Source organism: Micromonospora sp. CNZ322, assembly GCF_007827755.1.
The window spans coordinates 292,027-308,904 of sequence record NZ_VITD01000006.1 but is presented as its reverse complement, the minus strand read 5'-3'; the positions used below and the strand labels follow the sequence as shown (position 1 = coordinate 308,904).

Genomic DNA, 16,878 nt, shown 5'->3' with positions numbered 1-16,878 from the left:
ACTCGGGTCCACCGGCGCGGACGCGCATAGCCGGAGCCCTTGCGGGGCAAGGACTGTCACCACCTGCCCGCGCCTCGCGGGTGCGGGCAGAAGGGTGGTGCCGTGGAGCCGGTAGATGTGGCGTTCGCGCTGGTGGGCCTGGGCGCCCTGCTGGCGGGCATCCTGCCGCGGGTGCTGGAGCGGCGCCCGCTGTCCATGCCGATCGCCTTCCTCGCCCTCGGCATGCTGGTGTTCCTGCTGCCGGTCGGGCTGCCGTCACCGGACCCCCTGGCCCACCCGGAGCTGACCACCCACCTCACCGAGATCGGGGTGATCGTCGCGCTGATGGGCGCCGGGCTGAAGATTGACCGGCCGTTGAGTTGGCGGCGGTGGTCGTCCACCTGGCGACTGCTGGCGATCGCGATGCCCCTGTGCATCGCGGCGGTGGCAGTGCTCGGCTGGTGGTGGGCGGGGCTGGTGCCGGCCGCCGCGCTGTTGTTGGGCGCCGCGCTGGCGCCCACCGACCCGGTGCTCGCCGCCGACGTGCAGGTCGGCGAGCCGACCGACGTGGAGGATTCCGAGGACGAGGTCCGCTTCGCGCTGACCTCGGAGGCCGGCCTGAACGACGGGCTGGCGTTCCCGTTCGTCTACGCGGCCATCGCCATCGCCTCGACCAGCCTCGCCCCGAGCGACTGGTTGGCCGAGTGGTTCACAGTGGACGTGCTCTGGAAGATCAGCATCGGCGTCGGCGGTGGGCTGCTCATCGGCTGGCTGCTCGGCAAGCTGTTCTTCCGCGCGCCCAGTGAGCTGCGGTTGGCCCGGCACGCCGAGGGCTTCCTGGCGCTGGCCGCCACGTTCCTGGCGTACGGGCTGGTAGAGGTGGTCGGCGGGTACGGCTTCCTGGCGGTGTTCGTGGCCGCCCGGGCCATTCGGGCCGCCGAGCGGACCCACGAGTTTCACTCGGTGCTGCACGACTTCGCCGAGCAGGTCGAACGGCTGCTCACCCTGGTGCTGTTGCTGCTGCTCGGCGGCGCGATCGTGGGTGGTCTGCTGGGCCCACTGACCTGGCCGGCGGCCGCCGTCGGGCTGGCGCTGGTTTTCCTGGTGCGGCCGCTGATCGGCTGGTTGTCGTTGCGTGGCGCACCGGGACGCCCGGCCGAGCACTGGGTCATCTCGTTGTTCGGCATTCGCGGCGTCGGCTCGTTCTACTACCTCGCGTACGCCACCACCAAGGCCGACTTCCCGCAGGCCGAGCTGCTCTGGGCGACCGTCGGGCTGGTGGTGCTCGTCTCCGTCGTGGTGCACGGCGTCGCGGCGACCCCGGTCATGCAGTTGCTGGACCGGGAGGGAGAGCGGACCTCCGACCCGGCCGAGCGGGACGCCGACGCTCGGCCGGTCGCGGCAGCCGGACACGCCTGAGCGGGTGACTCAGGCCAGGCGGGCGGCCAGTGCACGGCCCAGGTCCCGGCCGGAGCGCCAGGCGCTCTGCACCCGGGGCTTGCCGAACGCGTCGCCGGCCAGGCCGATTCCGTCGGCGTCGAGGTGGTGGGTGGCGCCGCCGGCGTCGCTGGTCGGCTTCGCGTACGTCCAACGGTGCACGTGCACGTCGACGGCCTGCTCGGGCAGCCCGAGCAGGTCCCGGACGGCCTGCTCGATCGCCGGGCCGGCCCCGGTGGGTTGGGCCAGGTGCCCGGCCGCGAACTCAGGCACTGTGTGCGCGACCAGCACCGGCGCGCCGTCACCGCGCCGGTCACCGTCGTCGCAGACGAGGTTGAGGACCGGATGCTCGCTGACGAACGCGCCCCGGAAGTCCGGCCAGCGCCGGGTCGGAAAGCGCAGCACCGCGGCCAGCGACGGCGACCAGCGTTGCGCCTGTACGACCCGGGTGGCGTCGGTCAGGGCCGGGTCGAGCAGCAAAGCGGCCTGCGGACCCGGCATGGCCAGGGCGACCGCCGCACACGACTGTCCGTCGACGACCGGGCCGGGTTCCACGGTGAGCACCAGCCGGTCGACGGTCACCGGCACCGAGCCGGCCAGGTGCTCGACCAACGAGCGCAGCCCGCGGGGGGCGGCGAAGCGCATCGGCCCGGGCACCTCGTGGTTGCCACTCCGGTCGTACGCCTGGAAGGTGTCGGTCCATTCGCGGACCAGCCCGGCGGCGCGCCACTGCTCGACCAGTGCGGCGAAGTCCGGGTCGGTGGCGGTGAAGTAGGCGGCGCCGATGTCCGCGGGCCGGCCCTGGAAGCGTTTGCTGGCCATCCGGCCACCGCAGACGTGCCCCCGCTCCCGGATCTGCACCGGCACCCCGGCCCGGGTCAACTCGACCGCACAGGCCACCCCGGCGATGCCCGCCCCGACCACCACCACGCTCGACCGGTCCTCCGTCATCCGATGATCGTAGGTGGCGGCGTTCGGGCATGAACCACTGATGATCGGGGTACTGGCACACCTGTTCGAAAGAAAGGGTGATGATGATGACGGACCGCCGCACCGAGCAGGCCGACCAGAACGCCGCGATCAAGGACCCGGACGAGTGGGTCACCGGGGATGAGCCGCCGACCGCCGCCCAGGAGTCCTACCTGAGCACGCTTGCCCGGGAAGCCCACGCCGACCTCCCGGAAGACCTGACCAAGGCCGAGGCGTCCAAGCGCATCGACGAGCTTCAGGCCGAAACGGGCCGAGGCCGGTAACCTCGACCCCCTCCACGCGATCTTGCACTTCCTGTCCCGACAAAAGGGCATGCGAGGCGCAAATCGTCGACAGCAAGTGCAAGATCGCGGGTGAGGGGCGGGGTGGGGTCAGGGGCGGGGCAGGCGGTGCAGCTGGACCTCGGTGAGGGTGCCGGCGTGCACCTCCGCCGTGAGGTAGGTGGCGTGGGGTTGGGAGCGGCGGTCGGTGGGTGAGCCGGGGTTGAGCAGGCGCAGCCCACCGGGTGCCTCGGTGTCCCAGGGGATGTGCGAATGCCCGAACACCAGCAGGTCGACATCGGGAAAGCGGGCCGCGCACCGCTTCTCCCGGCCGGTCCGGGGCCCGGTCTCGTGCACCACCGCGACCCGCAGGCCGTCGAGCTCGACCCGGGCCACCTCCGGCAGCCGGGCGCGCAGCGCCGGGCCGTCGTTGTTGCCGTACACCCCGATCAGTCGGCGCGATCGCGCGGTCATGGCGTCGAGCAGGGCCTCGTCCACCCAGTCGCCGGCGTGCACCACCAGGTCGGCCGCCTCGATGGCCGCCCAAAGGGGCCCGGGTAGGTCCCGGGCCCGCTTCGGTACGTGGGTGTCCGCCGTGAGCACCAGCCGCATACCCGGCATTGTCCCCCGAGTCCCGGCCGCCCACCCGGGGGACGTGGGTGGACGGCCGGGCTCCGCCTCCGCCGCCCGGCCCCGTGCGTCATCGACGCTCGGGTACGGGTGCCGAGCCGGTCAGGGGGCGGTCACGGCAGGGTCCAGCGTTGCGCCCCGGTGCCGTTGCAGGTCCAGATCCGCAGTTGCCGACCGTCGGTGAGGTCCGAGTTGGGGATGTCCAGGCACCGTCCGGACTGGGGGTTGCGCAGGCTGCCGTCCGGCTGGGCGGCCCACTGCTGCGCCCCGCTGCCGTTGCAGTCGTAGAGCTGCACGAGAGTGCCGTCGGTGGTGCCGCTCGCCTTCACGTCCAGGCACTTGGCGAGCCCCCGCACCGTACCGTCGCCGGTCAGGGTCCAACGCTGGGCGGCGGTGCCGTTGCAGGTCCAGGTCTGCACCTTGGTGCCGTTCGCGGTCTGGCTGGAGGCGATGTCCGCGCACTTGCCGAGGGCCTTGACCTCACCGGTGCGCGCCCCGCCGGTGCCGACGCCGGGGCCGGTGAAGGTGTAGCTGTCCACGTCCAGCAACGCCCCGCTGCCGCCGGTGACGACCAGGTACAGGTCGTGGGTGCCGTCGTCTGGCTTGGTCACAGTGGCGCTCAGCTCGGTGTAGTTGTCCCAGCCGCCGGTGTTCGGCACCGCGATCCGGGCGACCTCGGTGCCGGTCGGTGAGTCGTACCGGAAGGAGATCGTGCCGCCGGGGCCGCCGGAGGAGACCCGGGCACGGACGCCGGTGATCCCCTTGAGGCTCACCGCGTGGTGCCGGACGCTCTCGCCGTTCTGGACGTCACCCAGCCGCTTGCCACCCTCGGCCGCCGCCTGGTCGATCACCTTGGGGCCGTTGAGCTGGACGAAGTGCTCGGCCTGCCACTGTTTCGGGTAGAGGCTGATCTCCTGCTCACCGGTGAGTGCGGCGGAGCCGGTCGCGCCGCGATCGGTGTAGCTGCCCCGCAGGACGAAAAACAGCACCGAGTCGGGGCCGGCGTGCACCGGGCCGGTGTTGAAGGTCGCGCCGCAGCCGGTCCCCTCCCCCTCCTCGTGGGCGTGCTCCTGATGGCCCAGCGCGGCCCGGACGACCACCGCCGAGCAGGCCGGCGTGCCGTCCTGCGGGTCACTGGCCGTGGCGCCCACCGCCAGGTCCTGTCCCCAGTCGAAGAGCCCGCCGGCGGGCAGGCCGGTCAACGTGACGGTCGGCCGGTTGTTGCCGACCACCACCGACACCACAGTGGTGGCGCTGCGGCCGGTGCCGTCGTTGACGGTGAGCCGGGCGCTGTAGCTGCCGTTGGCGGAGTACGTGAAGGACGGGTTCGCGGCGGTCGAGTCGGTGCTGCCGTTGTTGGTGAAGTCCCACGCGTACGTCAGCGGGTCGCCGTCCGGGTCAGAGCTGCCGGCGCTGGAGAAGGTCACCGAGAGCGGGGCCAGTCCGTTGTCCCGGTTGACGGTGGCCTTGGCTACCGGCGACCGGCCACCCTGGACGTAGTTGATTTTGTAGAGACCGGCGTCGACCGCGCCGGAGAAGTAGCCGCTGCCGTACTCCAGCAGGTAGAGCGAGCCGTCCGGGCCGAACTGCCAGTCGATCGGGTGGACGAGTTTCATGCCGGCGAGCACCGGCTCGATGACGGTCGGCGCCCCGGTGGACGGGTTGCCGTTGTCGAACTGGACCTCCTTGATCCAGTTGCGGCAGTACTCGGAGATCAGCCACTTGTTGTCGTAGTAGGCCGGCCACTTCACGTCGGAGACGAGGTTCGGGTCGTAGTGGTAGACCTCGACGTGGTTGGGCGACCCGCACCCACCCGGGTTGTCCAGCGCCGGCCAGTCCTCACTGCCGCCGTGCTGCTCCCAGACCAGCGCCGGTTTCGTCGGCGGGAGCTGCTGGACTCCCGTGTTGCGGGGTGAGTTGTTGACGGGGCCGGTCGAGCCGCCGCAGGGGAACCAGGCACGCGGTGTGGCGGTGGCGAAGTCCCAGTCGTTGTAGGCGACGTTGGGGCCGCCGCAGTACGGCCAGCCGTAGTTGCCGGGCCCGTTGGCCCGGTTGAACTCGTCGTAGGCCGCCGGGCCACGGTTGGCGAGGTCGGTGCCGGCATCCGGGCCGACCTCGCCCCAGTAGAGGGTGTTGTTGGCCTTGCGGTCCACCCAGATCCGGTACGGGTTGCGCACGCCCATCACGTAGATCTCCGGGCGCGTTCGCGCGGTGCCGGCGGCGAAGAGGTTGCCGGTGGGGACGGTGTAGCTGCCGTCGTTCTCCGGGTGGATCCGGTTGATCTTTCCGCGCAGGTCGTTGGTGTTGCCCGAGGTGCGCTGGGCGTCGTACTGGGCGTTACGGTTCGTCCGCTCGTCGATCGGGGCCATCCCGGCGGAGTCGCCGCCGGAGTTGGTGTTGTCGCCGACGGCGAAGTACAGGTTGCCGGCGGTGTCCCAGCTCATCGAGCCGGCCGAGTGGCAGCAGAGATCGCGTTCGGTGGGCCACTCGATCAGCACGTCCTCGCTGCCCGGGTCGAGCAGCAGAGTGGACGGGTTGAAGGTGAACCGACTGATCCGGTTGACCAGTGGGGTGACCTTGGGCGAGTAGAAGAGGTAGACCCAGCGGTTGCTCGCGAAGCTCGGGTGCACTGTGATGCCGATCAGGCCGTCCTCGAAGCGGGCGTCCAGTGGCAGGGTCAGCGCGACCGTGGTGGACCTGGTCGCCGGGTTGTAGAGGCGGACCTGACCACCGGCGCTGCTGGTGCCCCGGTTGATGTAGAAGACCTTGCCGTCGGGTGCGACGGCCAGTTCGATCGGTTCGCCCATGGAGAGGCCGCCGTCGAGGGCGACCTTCTCGAAACCGATGGTGGCGGGCGGGGCGAGGGCGGCGGCCTGGGCCGGGGACGCGGCGGCCGGTAGAACGCTTGCCTGTGGAACGAGGCAGAGGGTGACCAGGACGGTGAGCAGTGTGGTGGCGCTGACGAGCCGTCGACGCAGAGTGCGGGACACGAGACCTCCAGCTGTCCGGGGGATCTCGGTGCCGCTCCCGCCGACTGGAGGAGCACCGCGGTGTTTCCCGGACATTAACGTCTTTCACTGGAAGGCGATAGAACTTCGCGTCATCGGATCGAAAGTTGTCAAGATTTACACGAAAGTACGGCCTCAGCGACGCGTCGGAGTGAAGTGCGCCGGGGGCATCCCGCAATCGCGCAACGTCGGGTCCTGCTCGACGTCGGTGAGCACACCGGCGGCATTGATGAGGCCGATGTGCGAGAACGCCTGCGGGAAGTTGCCCAACTGCTCCCCGGTCTGCTGGTCGATCTGCTCGGCGAACAGGCCAAGGTCGTTGACCCGACCAGCCAGATCGCGAAACAACTCGTGCGCCCGGTCCCGCTCGCCGCCCAACGCCAGGCAACTCACCAACCAGAACGAACAGATGACGAAGCCCGCCGGGTCGCCGTCCCAGCGCCGCAGCAGGCCGTCGTGCGACAGCCGCCGCTCCACCGCGCGGACCGTCGAGCGCATCCGCGGGTCATCGGCACGCAGAAAACCCACCAGCGGCATCACCAGCACCGACGCGTCCAGCTCGTCGGAATCAAAAATCCCGGTGTACGACTGGAGCCGGTCGCTCCACCCCCGCTCGAGGATCGCCGCGCGCACCTCGTCCCGGGCCGCCGTCCAACGGGCCAGGTCCTGCGGCCCGCCGAGCTGGTCACCGAAGCGGACCGCCCGGTCCAGCGCTACCCAGCACTCCACCTTCGAGGACACGTGGTGGTGTTGCACCCCACGCTCCTCCCACATCCCCGCGTCCGGCTGTTTCCAGTCCTGCTCGGCCTGATCGGCGAGCACCCGGAGCAGGTGGTAGACGTCCGGGTCGAACGGTTCCAGCTGGTCGCGCATCAGCCAGGCGGCGTCCATGGCCGCGCCGTAGATGTCGTTCTGCCGCTGCCGCCACGCGTCGTTGCCGGTCACCACCGGGGGGCTGCCGCGGTAACCGCCGAGCTGGTCCAGCCGGTGCTCGGTGAGGTCCCGCTCCCCCAGCACCCCGTACATGATGGGCACCGGCTGGTTGCCGATTCGGCCCATCGCCCGGCCCAACCAGGCGAACTGCCGCCGCACCTCGTCGAAGCACGCCGACCGCCACAGCGCCCGCAGCGTGTGGCTGAAGTCGCGCACCCAGACGTAGCGGTAGTCGTAGTTGCGATCCCCGCCGAGCTTCTCCGGCAGCGAGGTGGTCACCGAGGCCACCACCGCGCCGCTGGGCCGGTACGTCATGCCCTGCACCACCAGCCCGCTGCGCCGCACCTCCTCGGCGTAGAGGCCCTTGTACTCGTGCTCGTCGGCCCAGGACCGCCAGCCTGCGACGGTGTCGGCGATCGTCTGGTCGGCGTCCGGTACCTCCGGCAGTGGTGCGTCGTAGGTCGGGGCGTACCCGAGACTGAAGTTGTGGGTCGTGCCGGCGCGGACGGTGAACGTCGCTGCGGCATCGCCGTCGTCGCCGCACACCAACCGCACGCTGCTGCGGAAGGTGAGCCGCACGGCCCCGGCGATGGCCTCGAGCATGTCCTCACGCTCGACCAGGTACGCGGTGGTGCGCCCGTACTCGAAGCGCGGACGGTAGTGCACCCGCATCGGCACCGCACCGGAGAGTCCCTGCACGCTACGGACCAGCACCTGCGGTGGGTGCATCCCTATGTCGTGACCTCGCGAGCCGGGCTCGAAGGCGAGCGCGTCGGTGAGCGCGACCTCCCCCTGCGCGGTACGGAAGACGGTCCGCAGGACCAGGGTGTCCTCCAGGTAGCTCCGTTCGACAGTGAAATCGACCTCCGGTCGGATCGACCAGTGCCCCGCGCCGTCGTCGAGCAGCCGCCCGAACACCGACGGGGCGTCGAACCGGCCAGGGCACCACCAGTTCACCGAGCCCGAGGCGTCCACCAGCGCCGCGGTGCGGCCGTCGGCGAGGAACCCGTAGTCGCTGATCTGTCCGCTCTCCACCTGACTGCCTACCCGGGCAGTCCGCGCCCATTCCCCTCCTGTCCGGCGGTGGAGACCGCGTTACCGGTCGGCCTGGACGGGAACGCGGCGAGCTGACGAGGGAGGATGCTCATGACGTCAGCTTCGGAGCCGACCGCCGCCTGGCGGTCCGGCACACAGGGTGGCGACCTGCTTCCATCCGGGCCGGCCGGCCGCCTGTCGCCCCCAGGCGGGGACGGCCATGGGCCGGAGGCCGGCCCGCCGACCGTGACGATCGGCTCGTACCAGGACTATCCGACCGCGCAGCGGGTCGTCGACTACCTGGCCGACAACCGCTTTCCGGTGGAGCACAGCGCCATCGTCGGCACCAACCTCACCCTGGTGGAGACGGTGCTCGGGCGAATGACCACCGGTCGAGCCGGTCTGCTCGGCGCCGGTACCGGCGCCTGGTTCGGGCTCTTCATCGGCCTGTTGTTCGGCATCTTCACCGTCGGCAACTGGCTGGCGGTGATCCTGGTCGGGCTGGTCATCGGTGCGATCTGGGGTGCCGTGTTCGGTGCGGTCGCGCACGCCATGACGGGCGGCCAGCGCGACTTCACCTCGGCCAGCTCACTGCGCGCCGGCCAGTACGCGGTGACAGTCGACGCGCAGCTCGCCGACCAGGCGCGGCAGTTGCTCGGTCGGATGCAGATGTCGGGGCGGGCGGCCACCAACGGCTGAGCGACGACCGACCGCCCGCCCCGGCAGCGCTCGGGGCGGGCGGCCGTTCAGTCGTGGTACGTCAGCTCGCCGGCGCGCAGCGGCACATCGACACGGTTCTCCGGTGGTGCCAGCGGGCAGGCCCAGCGGTCGTCGTAGGCGCAGCTCGGGTTGTAGAGGTAGTTGGCGTCCAGCCGGACCCGGTCGCCGGGCAGTAGCTCGACGCCCCGGCCGAAGGTGCCCTTCACCGTGTCGGTGAGGTACCGGCCTCCGCCGTAGCTCTCCCGACCGCAGGTGCCGTCGCGCAGCGGAACGAACAGCCCGCCCCCGTACGCCTCGATCCACCACAGGGTCAGCGGCCCCCACGGCGTCTCGGCCACCGCGACCCGCCGGTACGCGACCACCCCGTCCGGGCCACCGGTGTCGATGCGCAGCTCACCGCTGGCCGACCGCAGGGGCGCCTCGACGACGGCCTCGGGGTTGGGCGGGAAGTAGCGCACCCCGGCGAAGTCGGACCGCTCCGCCACGGGGATCGGGCTCTGCGGATGGGTGGCGAAGAGTTCGTCGCGGCCGGCGCGGAAGCCGGCCAGGTCGACGTCGGACAGGTACAGCCGGGCCACCCGCTCCCGCCAGTCGGCCAACTCCAGATCATCCACACCACCGAGCCTATGCCGTGCTCTGCGGCAGCTCAGTGCGACGGCCAGTTGGTGAGGACGGCGTCGAGGGCGTCCAGGGCGCGCGACCAGGAGTCGTCGGTGGGGCGCGGGGTGTGCCGGAAGCCGCCGGTCTTCTCCAGGCTCACGAACCCGTGGAACGTGCTGTGCATCATCCGCACCGCGTCGGTCTGGTCAGGCTCGGAGAGCCGGTAGCCGCGCAGGATCGCCCGGGTCATCTCGGCGTGCCGGACGCCCGCGCTGGCGGCGGCGGTCTCCGGGTCGAGGTCGATCTGCATGGCCGCGTAGCGGCCCGGGTGCTCTCGCGCGTAGTCGCGGTACGCGTTGGCGAACGCCACCAGCGCGTCCTTGCCGGCCCGGCCGGCGAGCGCGGCGGCGACCCGGTCGGCCAGTTCCGCCAGTGCCAGCAGGGCGATCCGGACCCGCAGTTCGTGCGCGTTCTTGAGGTGGAAGTACAGGCTGGCGTCCTTCACCCCGAACTGGCGCGCGAGCGCGGCGACTGTGACGTTCTCGACCCCCACCTCGTCGGCCAGCTCGGCCGCGGCCAGCGTCAGGCGCTCGACGGTCACCCCGGCACGTGCCATGCAGCACACTCCCAACCTAGCCGTAATAATCGCTTGCCTAAGAGGGCTAGGCTACTACCTATGTTGGTCCTGACCGAATCCGTCATCCGCGCGTCCTTCGTCAACTGCAGCAAGGGCGAGGCGAAGCGGCTGGCCGTACCGAATGATCTTGAAATGCGCCAGTGGGACGACCTCGACTTTCTCGGCTGGCGGGATCCCTCCGCCCCGCAGCGGGCCTACCTGGTCGCCGAGACCGACGGCAAGCTGGCCGGGGTGGTGCTGCGGGCCGCGACGCACCAGATGGGGCGCGTGCGGCACAGCATGTGCTCGTTCTGCCTGACCACGCACCTCGGCGGTGGCGTCTCGTTGATGACCGCCCCCAAGGCCGGCCCGAGCGGACGGCAGGGCGACTCCTTGGGCACGTACCTGTGCTCCGACCTGGCCTGCTCGCTGTACCTGCGGGGGAAGAAGCACGCCGGGCCCCCCGCGCCCGAGCCGCTGCCCCTGCCGGAGCGGATCGAGCGCGTCAGGACCGCCCTCGCGACATTCCTCCGCAAGGTCACCGAGTGACGGTTCGAGACGACCTGCGCGGCCGGGGCCGGAGCGTGTTCGGGCCCCGGTCCTCCTCCGGCTAACGGTCGGTGGCCAGACGGGCGTGCAGGTGCTCGTCGTAGCGGCGGCCGTCGCCGTACCGGTACGACTCCCGCAGGGTCCCCTCGGCCGGGTAGCCGGCACGGTCGGCGACCCGGCAGGACGCCGGGTTGGCCACCGCGTGACACAACTCCACCCGGTGCAGCCCGAGATCCGCGAATGCCCATTCGGTGAGCCGGACGACGGCGCGCACCGCCACCTGACGCCCCCTCGCCGCGGGCACCGTCCAGTAGCCGATGGACGCGTCGCCATCGTGGATGCGGTGCAGCGACACCGAGCCGAGCAGTTCGCCGTCGGCCGCCGCGGTGACCGCCAGCGAGGCGTGGCCGCCGGTGGACCAGTCGGCCCGGCGACGCACCCAGAGCAGCGCGACCTCGTCGTCGATCGGGTCGCCGCCCTGCGGGTTCCACTGGGCGATCGCCGGGTCCCGGAGGGCGTCGCGCACCGCCGGAGCGTCCGCGTCTCGCCAGGGGCGCAGCAACAGGTCGACGGCGGAGAGTTCCACGTGTTCCACGAGGCCGGAGTCTGGCACAACCTGCGGCCTGCGCGCCGCCGGATTAACGCGGGTTTCCTTCAAAGCTGCACGATCCAGCCGCCAGCGGGTGAGGAAGTGACGCAGGCGACGCTTAACGACATTACTTAAATTTTGAAAGAGTGCTATCGTCGTGGACATGACCGAGAGCCTGGACAGCACCCGAGAGGCCGCCTGGCGCGCCTACATCGAGGCCAGCCAGCGTCTCTACACGCAGTTGGAAGAGGATCTGCGGGTCGACAGCGACCTCAGCTTCGCCGACTACCACGTGCTGGTCCTGCTCTCCGAGGCGCCGGGGCAGCGGCTACGGATGGGCGAGTTGGCCAGCCGGTTGATCTTCTCGCCCAGCCGCCTCACCTACCAGGTCTCCTCCATGCAGCGTCGTGGCCTGGTCAGCAAGGAGCCCTGCCCGGACGACCGGCGCGGCAGCGAGGCGGTGCTCACCGCCGCCGGGCTGCTCGCCCTGCGGGAAGCCGCACCCCACCATCTGGCGTCGGTGCGCACGCATCTCATGGACGACCTCGACGATGCCGAGGTCGCCTGCCTCACCCGGGTCTTCGACCGGCTCGGCGAGCGCCTGCGGGCATCGCGGGTCAGCTCGACCACCCCCGCCTCACGCTAGGAGCCTCGACATGCCCGCGATCACCGTCGACAACGTTCTCGTCCTGCCCCGCCTGCCCCGCCTCGACGAGGCCGCCACGATCCGCCCGGTCCGCACGGTGACCACGGCGCCCAGCGGCTTCGAGGGTGAGGGCTTCCCGGTCCGTCGCGCCTTCGCCGGGGTGTCGACCACCGACCTGGACCCGTTCATCCACCTCGACCAGATGGGCGAGGTCGACTACGCGCCGGGCGAGCCCAAGGGCACCCCGTGGCACCCGCACCGCGGCTTCGAGACCGTCACGTACATCATCGACGGCGTCTTCGACCACCAGGACTCCAACGGTGGTGGCGGCACCATCACCGACGGCGACACCCAGTGGATGACGGCGGGCAGCGGCCTGCTGCACATCGAGGCGCCGCCGGAGCACCTGGTGATGAGCGGCGGGCTCTTCCACGGCACGCAACTGTGGGTCAACCTGCCCCGCTCGGCCAAGATGAACCCGCCCCGCTACCAGGACATCCGGGGTCGGGAGTCGGCGCTGCTCACCACGCCCGACGGCGGCGCGCTGATCCGGGTCATCGCCGGCGAGGTCGCCGGGCACCGCGGCCCGGGTTCGACCTTCACCCCGATCACCATCACGCACGTCACAGTGCAGCCGGGCGCGCAGGTCGACCTGCCCTGGCGGCCCGACTTCAACGCCCTGGTGTACGTGCTGGGCGGTCGCGGCACGGTCGGCACCGATCGGCGGCCGGTGCGTACCGGCCAGCTCGCGGTGCACGGCCCGGGTGACGCGCTGCGGTTCAGCGCCGACACCTCGCAGGACAGCAACACCCCGGCACTGGACCTCTACATCATGGGTGGTCAGCCGATCCGGGAGCCGGTGGCACAGTACGGCCCGTTCGTGATGAACACCCGGGACGAGCTGCTCAAGGCATTCGAGGACTTCCAGGCCGGCCGCCTCGGCGTGATCCCCACCGAGCGGCTCCCGCACACCGGCGGCCAGGGCACCCGGCCCTGACCACTGTCGACCGCTGGGTTCGGCGCCGACGCGTCCGGTTCACCCCGGGGGCGTCGGCGCCGCCTCAGGAGACCGCAAAAATCCCGGCGACGCCCAGAATCACCATCACCAACACCGCTACCAGCGCACCCCGTTCGCTCTCCACCGCCGGCTCGCGGTTCTCGGTCACGGGATTCGTCGTGTTGCGGGGCATGGTGTGGCCTCCTCGGCTGTTGTCGCGTCGCTTTTGATGGCGTTGGCCAGGTCACCGGTCGGGGGCCTGGCGTGCGGACCCGCGTCGGGGGTCCTACCGTGAGGACGTTGCCGACCTCCAGGGGGGCTGGACGGTGCCGTTGCAGGACTGGTTCCTCACCGCTGAGGAACGCGCCAACCCGGTCTCTGGCATACCCGTATGGACCACGGGAAACCTCGCCGAGCCGTTGATTCACGGTGCCGCGTACTTCGACCGGCTGGTCGACGAGGTCGAGGCCCTGGGCCCCGGCGACCACCTGTTCTTCACCGACTGGCGGGGTGACCCGGACCAGCGGTTGCGCCCGGACGGTCCGACAGTGGCCCAGCTCTTCGCGCAGGCCGCGCAGCGCGGTGTGGTGGTCAAGGGGTTGATCTGGCGCTCGCACCTCGACGTCCTGGCGTACAGCGAGGCCGAGAACCGCGACCTCAGCGAGACGATCTCGGCCGCCGGTGGCGAGGTGCTGCTGGACCAACGGGTCCGGCGCGGCGGCTCGCACCATCAGAAGCTCGTGGTGCTGCGGCACCAGGGCGCGCCCGAGCGGGACGTCGCCTTCGCCGGCGGGATCGACCTGTGCCACAGCCGCCGCGACGACGCCGCGCACCACGGCGACCCGCAACCGGTGCAGATGTCCCCCCGGTACGGACCCAATCCGCCCTGGCACGACGTGCAGCTCGCGGTGCGCGGTCCGGTGGTCGGCGCCTTGGACACCCTGTTCCGGGAACGCTGGACCGACCCGATGCCGCTGGACTCGGAGAACCCGGTGGCCTACCTGCGGGACCGGCTGCGCGGCTCGGACCTGCGCCCCGACCCGCTGCCCGAACAGCCGGCCGATCCGCCGCCCTGCGGTCCGCACCAGATCCAGGTGCTGCGCACCTACCCCGCCGTCCGCCCGCGCTACTCGTTCGCACCGCACGGGGAGCGGACCGTGGCCCGGGGTTACACCAAGGCGGTACGCCGCGCCCGCCGGCTGATCTACCTGGAGGATCAGTACCTCTGGTCGGCCGAGGTCGCGGACCTGTTCGCGCACGCACTGCGGGACAACCCGGACCTGCACCTGATCGCCGTCGTCCCCCGCCACCCGGACGTGGACGGCAGGCTGGCGTTGCCGCCGAACATGGTCGGGCGTGAGCAGGCGCTGTCACTGTGTGAGCAGGCCGCACCGGACCGGGTGCACGTGTTCGACGTGGAGAACCACGCCGGCGGCCCGGTCTACGTACACGCGAAGGTCTGCGTGATCGACGACGTCTGGGCCAGCGTGGGCAGCGACAACTTCAACCGGCGGTCCTGGACGCACGACAGCGAGTTGTCCTGCGCGGTGCTCGACGACACCCCCGACCAGCGGGAGCCCACCGACCCCGCTGGGCGGGGCGACGGCGCGCGGAGCTTCGCCCGGGACCTGCGACTGCGGCTGTGGCGCGAGCACCTGGACCGCGACCCGGACGGCGCGGACGACGCCGACCTGCTGGACCCGGCGGACGCCGTCGCGGCCGTCACGGCCGCCGCCGACGCGCTACAGCAGTGGTACGACGACGGCCAGGTGGGAGAACGGCCGCCCGGGCGGCTGCGCCCGCACCGCCCCGAACGGCTGCCGTGGTACACCCGGGCCTGGGCGCTGCCGATGTACCGGCTGGTCTACGACCCGGACGGCAGGCCGCTGCGGGCGAGGCTGGCCGGCACCTGGTGACGCGGTCGGGACGGCTCCGGCGCGGCGACCGCGTGCACGTGCAGCCCGCCGGGGTAGGCGAACGACGAGCGCGGTGAGTAGTAGCCGAAGCCGATGGTCAGCGGGTTGGCCGGGCGCAGCGCGTACATCGGGTGGCCGGGCTGGAGGAACTCCACCGACTCGATCTCGAACGGGGCGACCGGCTCGGCGACGAAGGGGTAGGCCGAGCTGAGCAACTGGCCGTCGCGCCGGGTGAAGTAGCGGTGGTGCCCACTGCTGATCACATGACCGGTCTCCCCCACCCGACACCGGGCCCGGACCAACGGCGTGCCGTCGATCTCCGTCTCGGAGACCAGGTCCTCGCCGTTCACGTCGATCCGGGTGCGCCCGGCGAGCACCGGGGCGCCGCGGGCGAGGGCGTACTCACGGACCAGCCGGCTGGAGGCCACGTAGTGGGTCCACCAGCCACCGGCGTTGAGGCCGCCCGGCGCATCGACGCCCAGCAGCGAGACGCCGAGATAGGTCAGCGAGTACGCGCCGAAGCCGGAGGTCTGCGTCTCGTCGTCGACGATGTACTGGTTGAGGAAGACCTGCCGGTCGGGGCGGGGGCAGAGCCCCGGCGGGACCAGCGCGGCGACCGCGTCGGGATCCGCCGGCAGCCAGCTGAAGTAGAGGGTGCGACTGTTCACGACAAGCTGGGGAGCGGCTGGATCGAGCACGGTGCCTCCGAACCGGGTGTGTACACGCGACGCTACGGCCGGTCCCACCAGCGGGACAAGGACGGATAGTCGACACTCCTGGCGACTTGTCGGATTTCATGTTGACCAGTCGACGCGACCCGTGGGCCGATCGGCCGAGCCGGCCGACCGACCGGGCGGTGGACCGGGCGGCGGACCGTAGCGACGACAACGGGTAAGGATCCTCACAACCACCCTAACTTCCGCGCCATTTGCCCCTTTTCTTGCTCGACACACCTTAAGTACATCAACCTTTCGGCTAGATTTCCGGGAGACGATCAGGTTAAGGTGACTCCCGAACGGCCCATTGGAAGCTAAACCAAAGCGTCACGTCTTTTTCGTCAGCGGACGAGGTGCAGGGAGGACCACCCATGACCGCGCCAACGATCACCGAGCAGCCGAGCGCCGCCGTCAAGGCCACCACCAAGCTCGACCCGCGCGCTCTCACCGACAGCGCCGCCGATCTGCTCAACGCGATGGCGGCGCTGCCCGCCAACCACCCGTCGCGCGCCGCTCTGCGGGACCGGGCGATCGAGGCCTGGCTGCCGCTCGCCAACCACCTGGCCCACCGCTACAGCGGGCGCGGCGAGCCGAACGACGACCTGGCGCAGACCGCCGCGATCGGCCTGATCAAGGCCATCGACAAGTTCGACCCCGAGCGCGGTGTCGACTTCGCCGGTTACGCGATCCCCACCATCATCGGCGAGCTCAAGCGGCACTTCCGGGACCGCACCTGGGACATCCGGGTGCCCCGCCGGCTCCAGGAGCTGCGGCTGGCCATCTCGGACGCCAACAGCTCGCTCCTGCAGACCCTCGGCCGCTCGCCGACGGTCGCCGACATCGCCGCGCACCTCAAGCTCACCGAGGAAGAGGTGCTGGAGGGCCTGGAGGGCGCCCGCGCGTACAACGCGGTGTCGCTGTCCACCCCGACCGGCGACGGCGAGCGCGCCACCGAGCTGGGCGACATGCTCGGCGGCGAGGACAGCGAGTTCGAGCTGGCTGAGCTGCGGGTCGCCCTCGGCCCGGCGCTGGCCACCCTCGACGAGCGCGAGCAGAAGATCCTCACGCTGCGCTTCTACGGCAACCTGACCCAGTCGCAGATCGCCGACCAGATCGGTGTCTCGCAGATGCACGTCTCGCGGCTGCTGACCCGCGCGCTGACCAAGCTGCGCGGCCAGCTCGACGGCACGTACTGACCGGTTGACGCACGGAGGGCCGGGTCCATGGACCCGGCCCTCCGTGCTGTCCGTGCTGTCA

General features: G+C 71.1%; 17 protein-coding genes. 8 read left to right on the top strand and 9 right to left on the bottom strand.

Features of this window, described 5'->3' with window-relative positions; genetic code table 11:
* The first annotated feature begins 102 nt into the window (after window positions 1-102).
* Complete coding sequence (locus FB453_RS17255) at window positions 103-1,398, top strand: cation:proton antiporter domain-containing protein (protein ID WP_145791486.1); 1,296 nt, start codon at window positions 103-105, stop codon at window positions 1,396-1,398.
* A 9-nt stretch (window positions 1,399-1,407) separates the two neighbouring features.
* Here the strand turns inward: FB453_RS17255 and FB453_RS17250 are convergent, their stop codons facing one another.
* A complete protein-coding gene (locus tag FB453_RS17250) occupies window positions 1,408-2,346 on the bottom strand; it encodes an FAD-dependent oxidoreductase (RefSeq protein ID WP_186718360.1) in 939 nt (312 codons plus the stop codon).
* 104 nt (window positions 2,347-2,450) lie between these two features.
* Here FB453_RS17250 and FB453_RS17245 point away from each other — a divergent pair, with 104 nt between their 5' ends.
* Entirely contained in the window at window positions 2,451-2,669 is a 219-nt protein-coding gene (locus tag FB453_RS17245; RefSeq protein ID WP_145791678.1) for a DUF3072 domain-containing protein, read from the top strand.
* Window positions 2,670-2,777: 108 nt separating this feature from the next.
* Here the strand turns inward: FB453_RS17245 and FB453_RS17240 are convergent, their stop codons facing one another.
* From FB453_RS17240 to FB453_RS17230, 3 genes are all read right to left on the bottom strand, one after another.
* A complete protein-coding gene (locus FB453_RS17240; RefSeq protein WP_112602185.1) occupies window positions 2,778-3,278 on the bottom strand; it encodes a metallophosphoesterase family protein in 501 nt (166 codons plus the stop codon).
* 131 nt (window positions 3,279-3,409) lie between these two features.
* A complete protein-coding gene (locus FB453_RS17235; protein WP_145791482.1) occupies window positions 3,410-6,286 on the bottom strand; it encodes a ricin-type beta-trefoil lectin domain protein in 2,877 nt (958 codons plus the stop codon).
* A gap of 153 nt (window positions 6,287-6,439) precedes the next feature.
* Entirely contained in the window at window positions 6,440-8,272 is a 1,833-nt protein-coding gene (locus FB453_RS17230) for a glycoside hydrolase family 15 protein (RefSeq protein ID WP_145791480.1), read from the bottom strand.
* Between the two features lie 111 nt (window positions 8,273-8,383).
* Between FB453_RS17230 and FB453_RS17225 the strand changes: the two genes are divergently transcribed.
* Window positions 8,384-8,971: a general stress protein gene (locus tag FB453_RS17225; protein WP_145791478.1), complete on the top strand. Its 588-nt coding sequence runs from the start codon at window positions 8,384-8,386 to the stop codon at window positions 8,969-8,971.
* 47 nt (window positions 8,972-9,018) lie between these two features.
* Here the strand turns inward: FB453_RS17225 and FB453_RS17220 are convergent, their stop codons facing one another.
* Window positions 9,019-9,606 carry a DUF1684 domain-containing protein gene (locus FB453_RS17220; protein ID WP_112583426.1) on the bottom strand — a complete coding sequence of 196 codons (588 nt, stop codon included), beginning with the start codon at window positions 9,604-9,606 and terminating at the stop codon, window positions 9,019-9,021.
* Between the two features lie 32 nt (window positions 9,607-9,638).
* Window positions 9,639-10,208, bottom strand: a complete 570-nt coding sequence (locus FB453_RS17215) for a TetR/AcrR family transcriptional regulator (RefSeq protein ID WP_145791477.1) — start codon at window positions 10,206-10,208, stop codon at window positions 9,639-9,641.
* Window positions 10,209-10,268: 60 nt separating this feature from the next.
* Between FB453_RS17215 and FB453_RS17210 the strand changes: the two genes are divergently transcribed.
* Entirely contained in the window at window positions 10,269-10,757 is a 489-nt protein-coding gene (locus FB453_RS17210) for an FBP domain-containing protein (protein WP_145791475.1), read from the top strand.
* Between the two features lie 61 nt (window positions 10,758-10,818).
* On the opposite strand, the gene FB453_RS17205 is transcribed toward FB453_RS17210, so the two are convergent.
* Complete coding sequence (locus FB453_RS17205) at window positions 10,819-11,352, bottom strand: GNAT family N-acetyltransferase (RefSeq protein WP_145791473.1); 534 nt, start codon at window positions 11,350-11,352, stop codon at window positions 10,819-10,821.
* Between the two features lie 157 nt (window positions 11,353-11,509).
* Here FB453_RS17205 and FB453_RS17200 point away from each other — a divergent pair, with 157 nt between their 5' ends.
* Both FB453_RS17200 and FB453_RS17195 read left to right on the top strand, forming a co-directional pair.
* Window positions 11,510-11,992 carry a MarR family winged helix-turn-helix transcriptional regulator gene (locus FB453_RS17200; protein WP_112583452.1) on the top strand — a complete coding sequence of 161 codons (483 nt, stop codon included), beginning with the start codon at window positions 11,510-11,512 and terminating at the stop codon, window positions 11,990-11,992.
* 10 nt (window positions 11,993-12,002) lie between these two features.
* Window positions 12,003-12,989 carry a pirin family protein gene (locus tag FB453_RS17195; RefSeq protein WP_112678032.1) on the top strand — a complete coding sequence of 329 codons (987 nt, stop codon included), beginning with the start codon at window positions 12,003-12,005 and terminating at the stop codon, window positions 12,987-12,989.
* A gap of 64 nt (window positions 12,990-13,053) precedes the next feature.
* Here FB453_RS17195 and FB453_RS34920 read toward each other — a convergent pair whose 3' ends face one another.
* Entirely contained in the window at window positions 13,054-13,182 is a 129-nt protein-coding gene (locus FB453_RS34920) for a hypothetical protein (RefSeq protein WP_486480312.1), read from the bottom strand.
* Window positions 13,183-13,315: 133 nt separating this feature from the next.
* Between FB453_RS34920 and FB453_RS17190 the strand changes: the two genes are divergently transcribed.
* Entirely contained in the window at window positions 13,316-14,905 is a 1,590-nt protein-coding gene (locus FB453_RS17190) for a phospholipase D-like domain-containing protein (RefSeq protein ID WP_145791471.1), read from the top strand.
* Here FB453_RS17190 and FB453_RS17185 read toward each other — a convergent pair.
* Window positions 14,854-15,603, bottom strand: coding sequence for a hypothetical protein (locus FB453_RS17185; protein ID WP_112583453.1), 750 nt, complete (start codon window positions 15,601-15,603; stop codon window positions 14,854-14,856). The genes FB453_RS17190 and FB453_RS17185 overlap by 52 nt on opposite strands.
* 389 nt (window positions 15,604-15,992) lie before the next feature.
* Here FB453_RS17185 and FB453_RS17180 point away from each other — a divergent pair, with 389 nt between their 5' ends.
* Window positions 15,993-16,817 (top strand): SigB/SigF/SigG family RNA polymerase sigma factor, encoded by an 825-nt coding sequence (locus FB453_RS17180; RefSeq protein ID WP_091401616.1) that lies wholly within the window; start codon window positions 15,993-15,995, stop codon window positions 16,815-16,817.
* Window positions 16,818-16,878: the final 61 nt, after the last annotated feature.

What these genes read in the sequence shown, in the direction of transcription:
- FB453_RS17215 (WP_145791477.1), bottom strand. Translation starts at nt 10,208, where the DNA reads ATGGCACGTGCCGGGGTGACCGTCGAGCGCCTGACGCTGGCCGCGGCC.
- FB453_RS17195 (WP_112678032.1), top strand. Translation starts at nt 12,003, where the DNA reads ATGCCCGCGATCACCGTCGACAACGTTCTCGTCCTGCCCCGCCTGCCC.
- FB453_RS17180 (WP_091401616.1), top strand. Translation starts at nt 15,993, where the DNA reads ATGACCGCGCCAACGATCACCGAGCAGCCGAGCGCCGCCGTCAAGGCC.
- FB453_RS17245 (WP_145791678.1), top strand. Translation starts at nt 2,451, where the DNA reads ATGATGACGGACCGCCGCACCGAGCAGGCCGACCAGAACGCCGCGATC.
- FB453_RS34920 (WP_486480312.1), bottom strand. Translation starts at nt 13,182, where the DNA reads ATGCCCCGCAACACGACGAATCCCGTGACCGAGAACCGCGAGCCGGCG.
- FB453_RS17240 (WP_112602185.1), bottom strand. Translation starts at nt 3,278, where the DNA reads ATGCGGCTGGTGCTCACGGCGGACACCCACGTACCGAAGCGGGCCCGG.
- FB453_RS17200 (WP_112583452.1), top strand. Translation starts at nt 11,510, where the DNA reads ATGACCGAGAGCCTGGACAGCACCCGAGAGGCCGCCTGGCGCGCCTAC.
- FB453_RS17225 (WP_145791478.1), top strand. Translation starts at nt 8,384, where the DNA reads ATGACGTCAGCTTCGGAGCCGACCGCCGCCTGGCGGTCCGGCACACAG.
- FB453_RS17210 (WP_145791475.1), top strand. Translation starts at nt 10,269, where the DNA reads ATGTTGGTCCTGACCGAATCCGTCATCCGCGCGTCCTTCGTCAACTGC.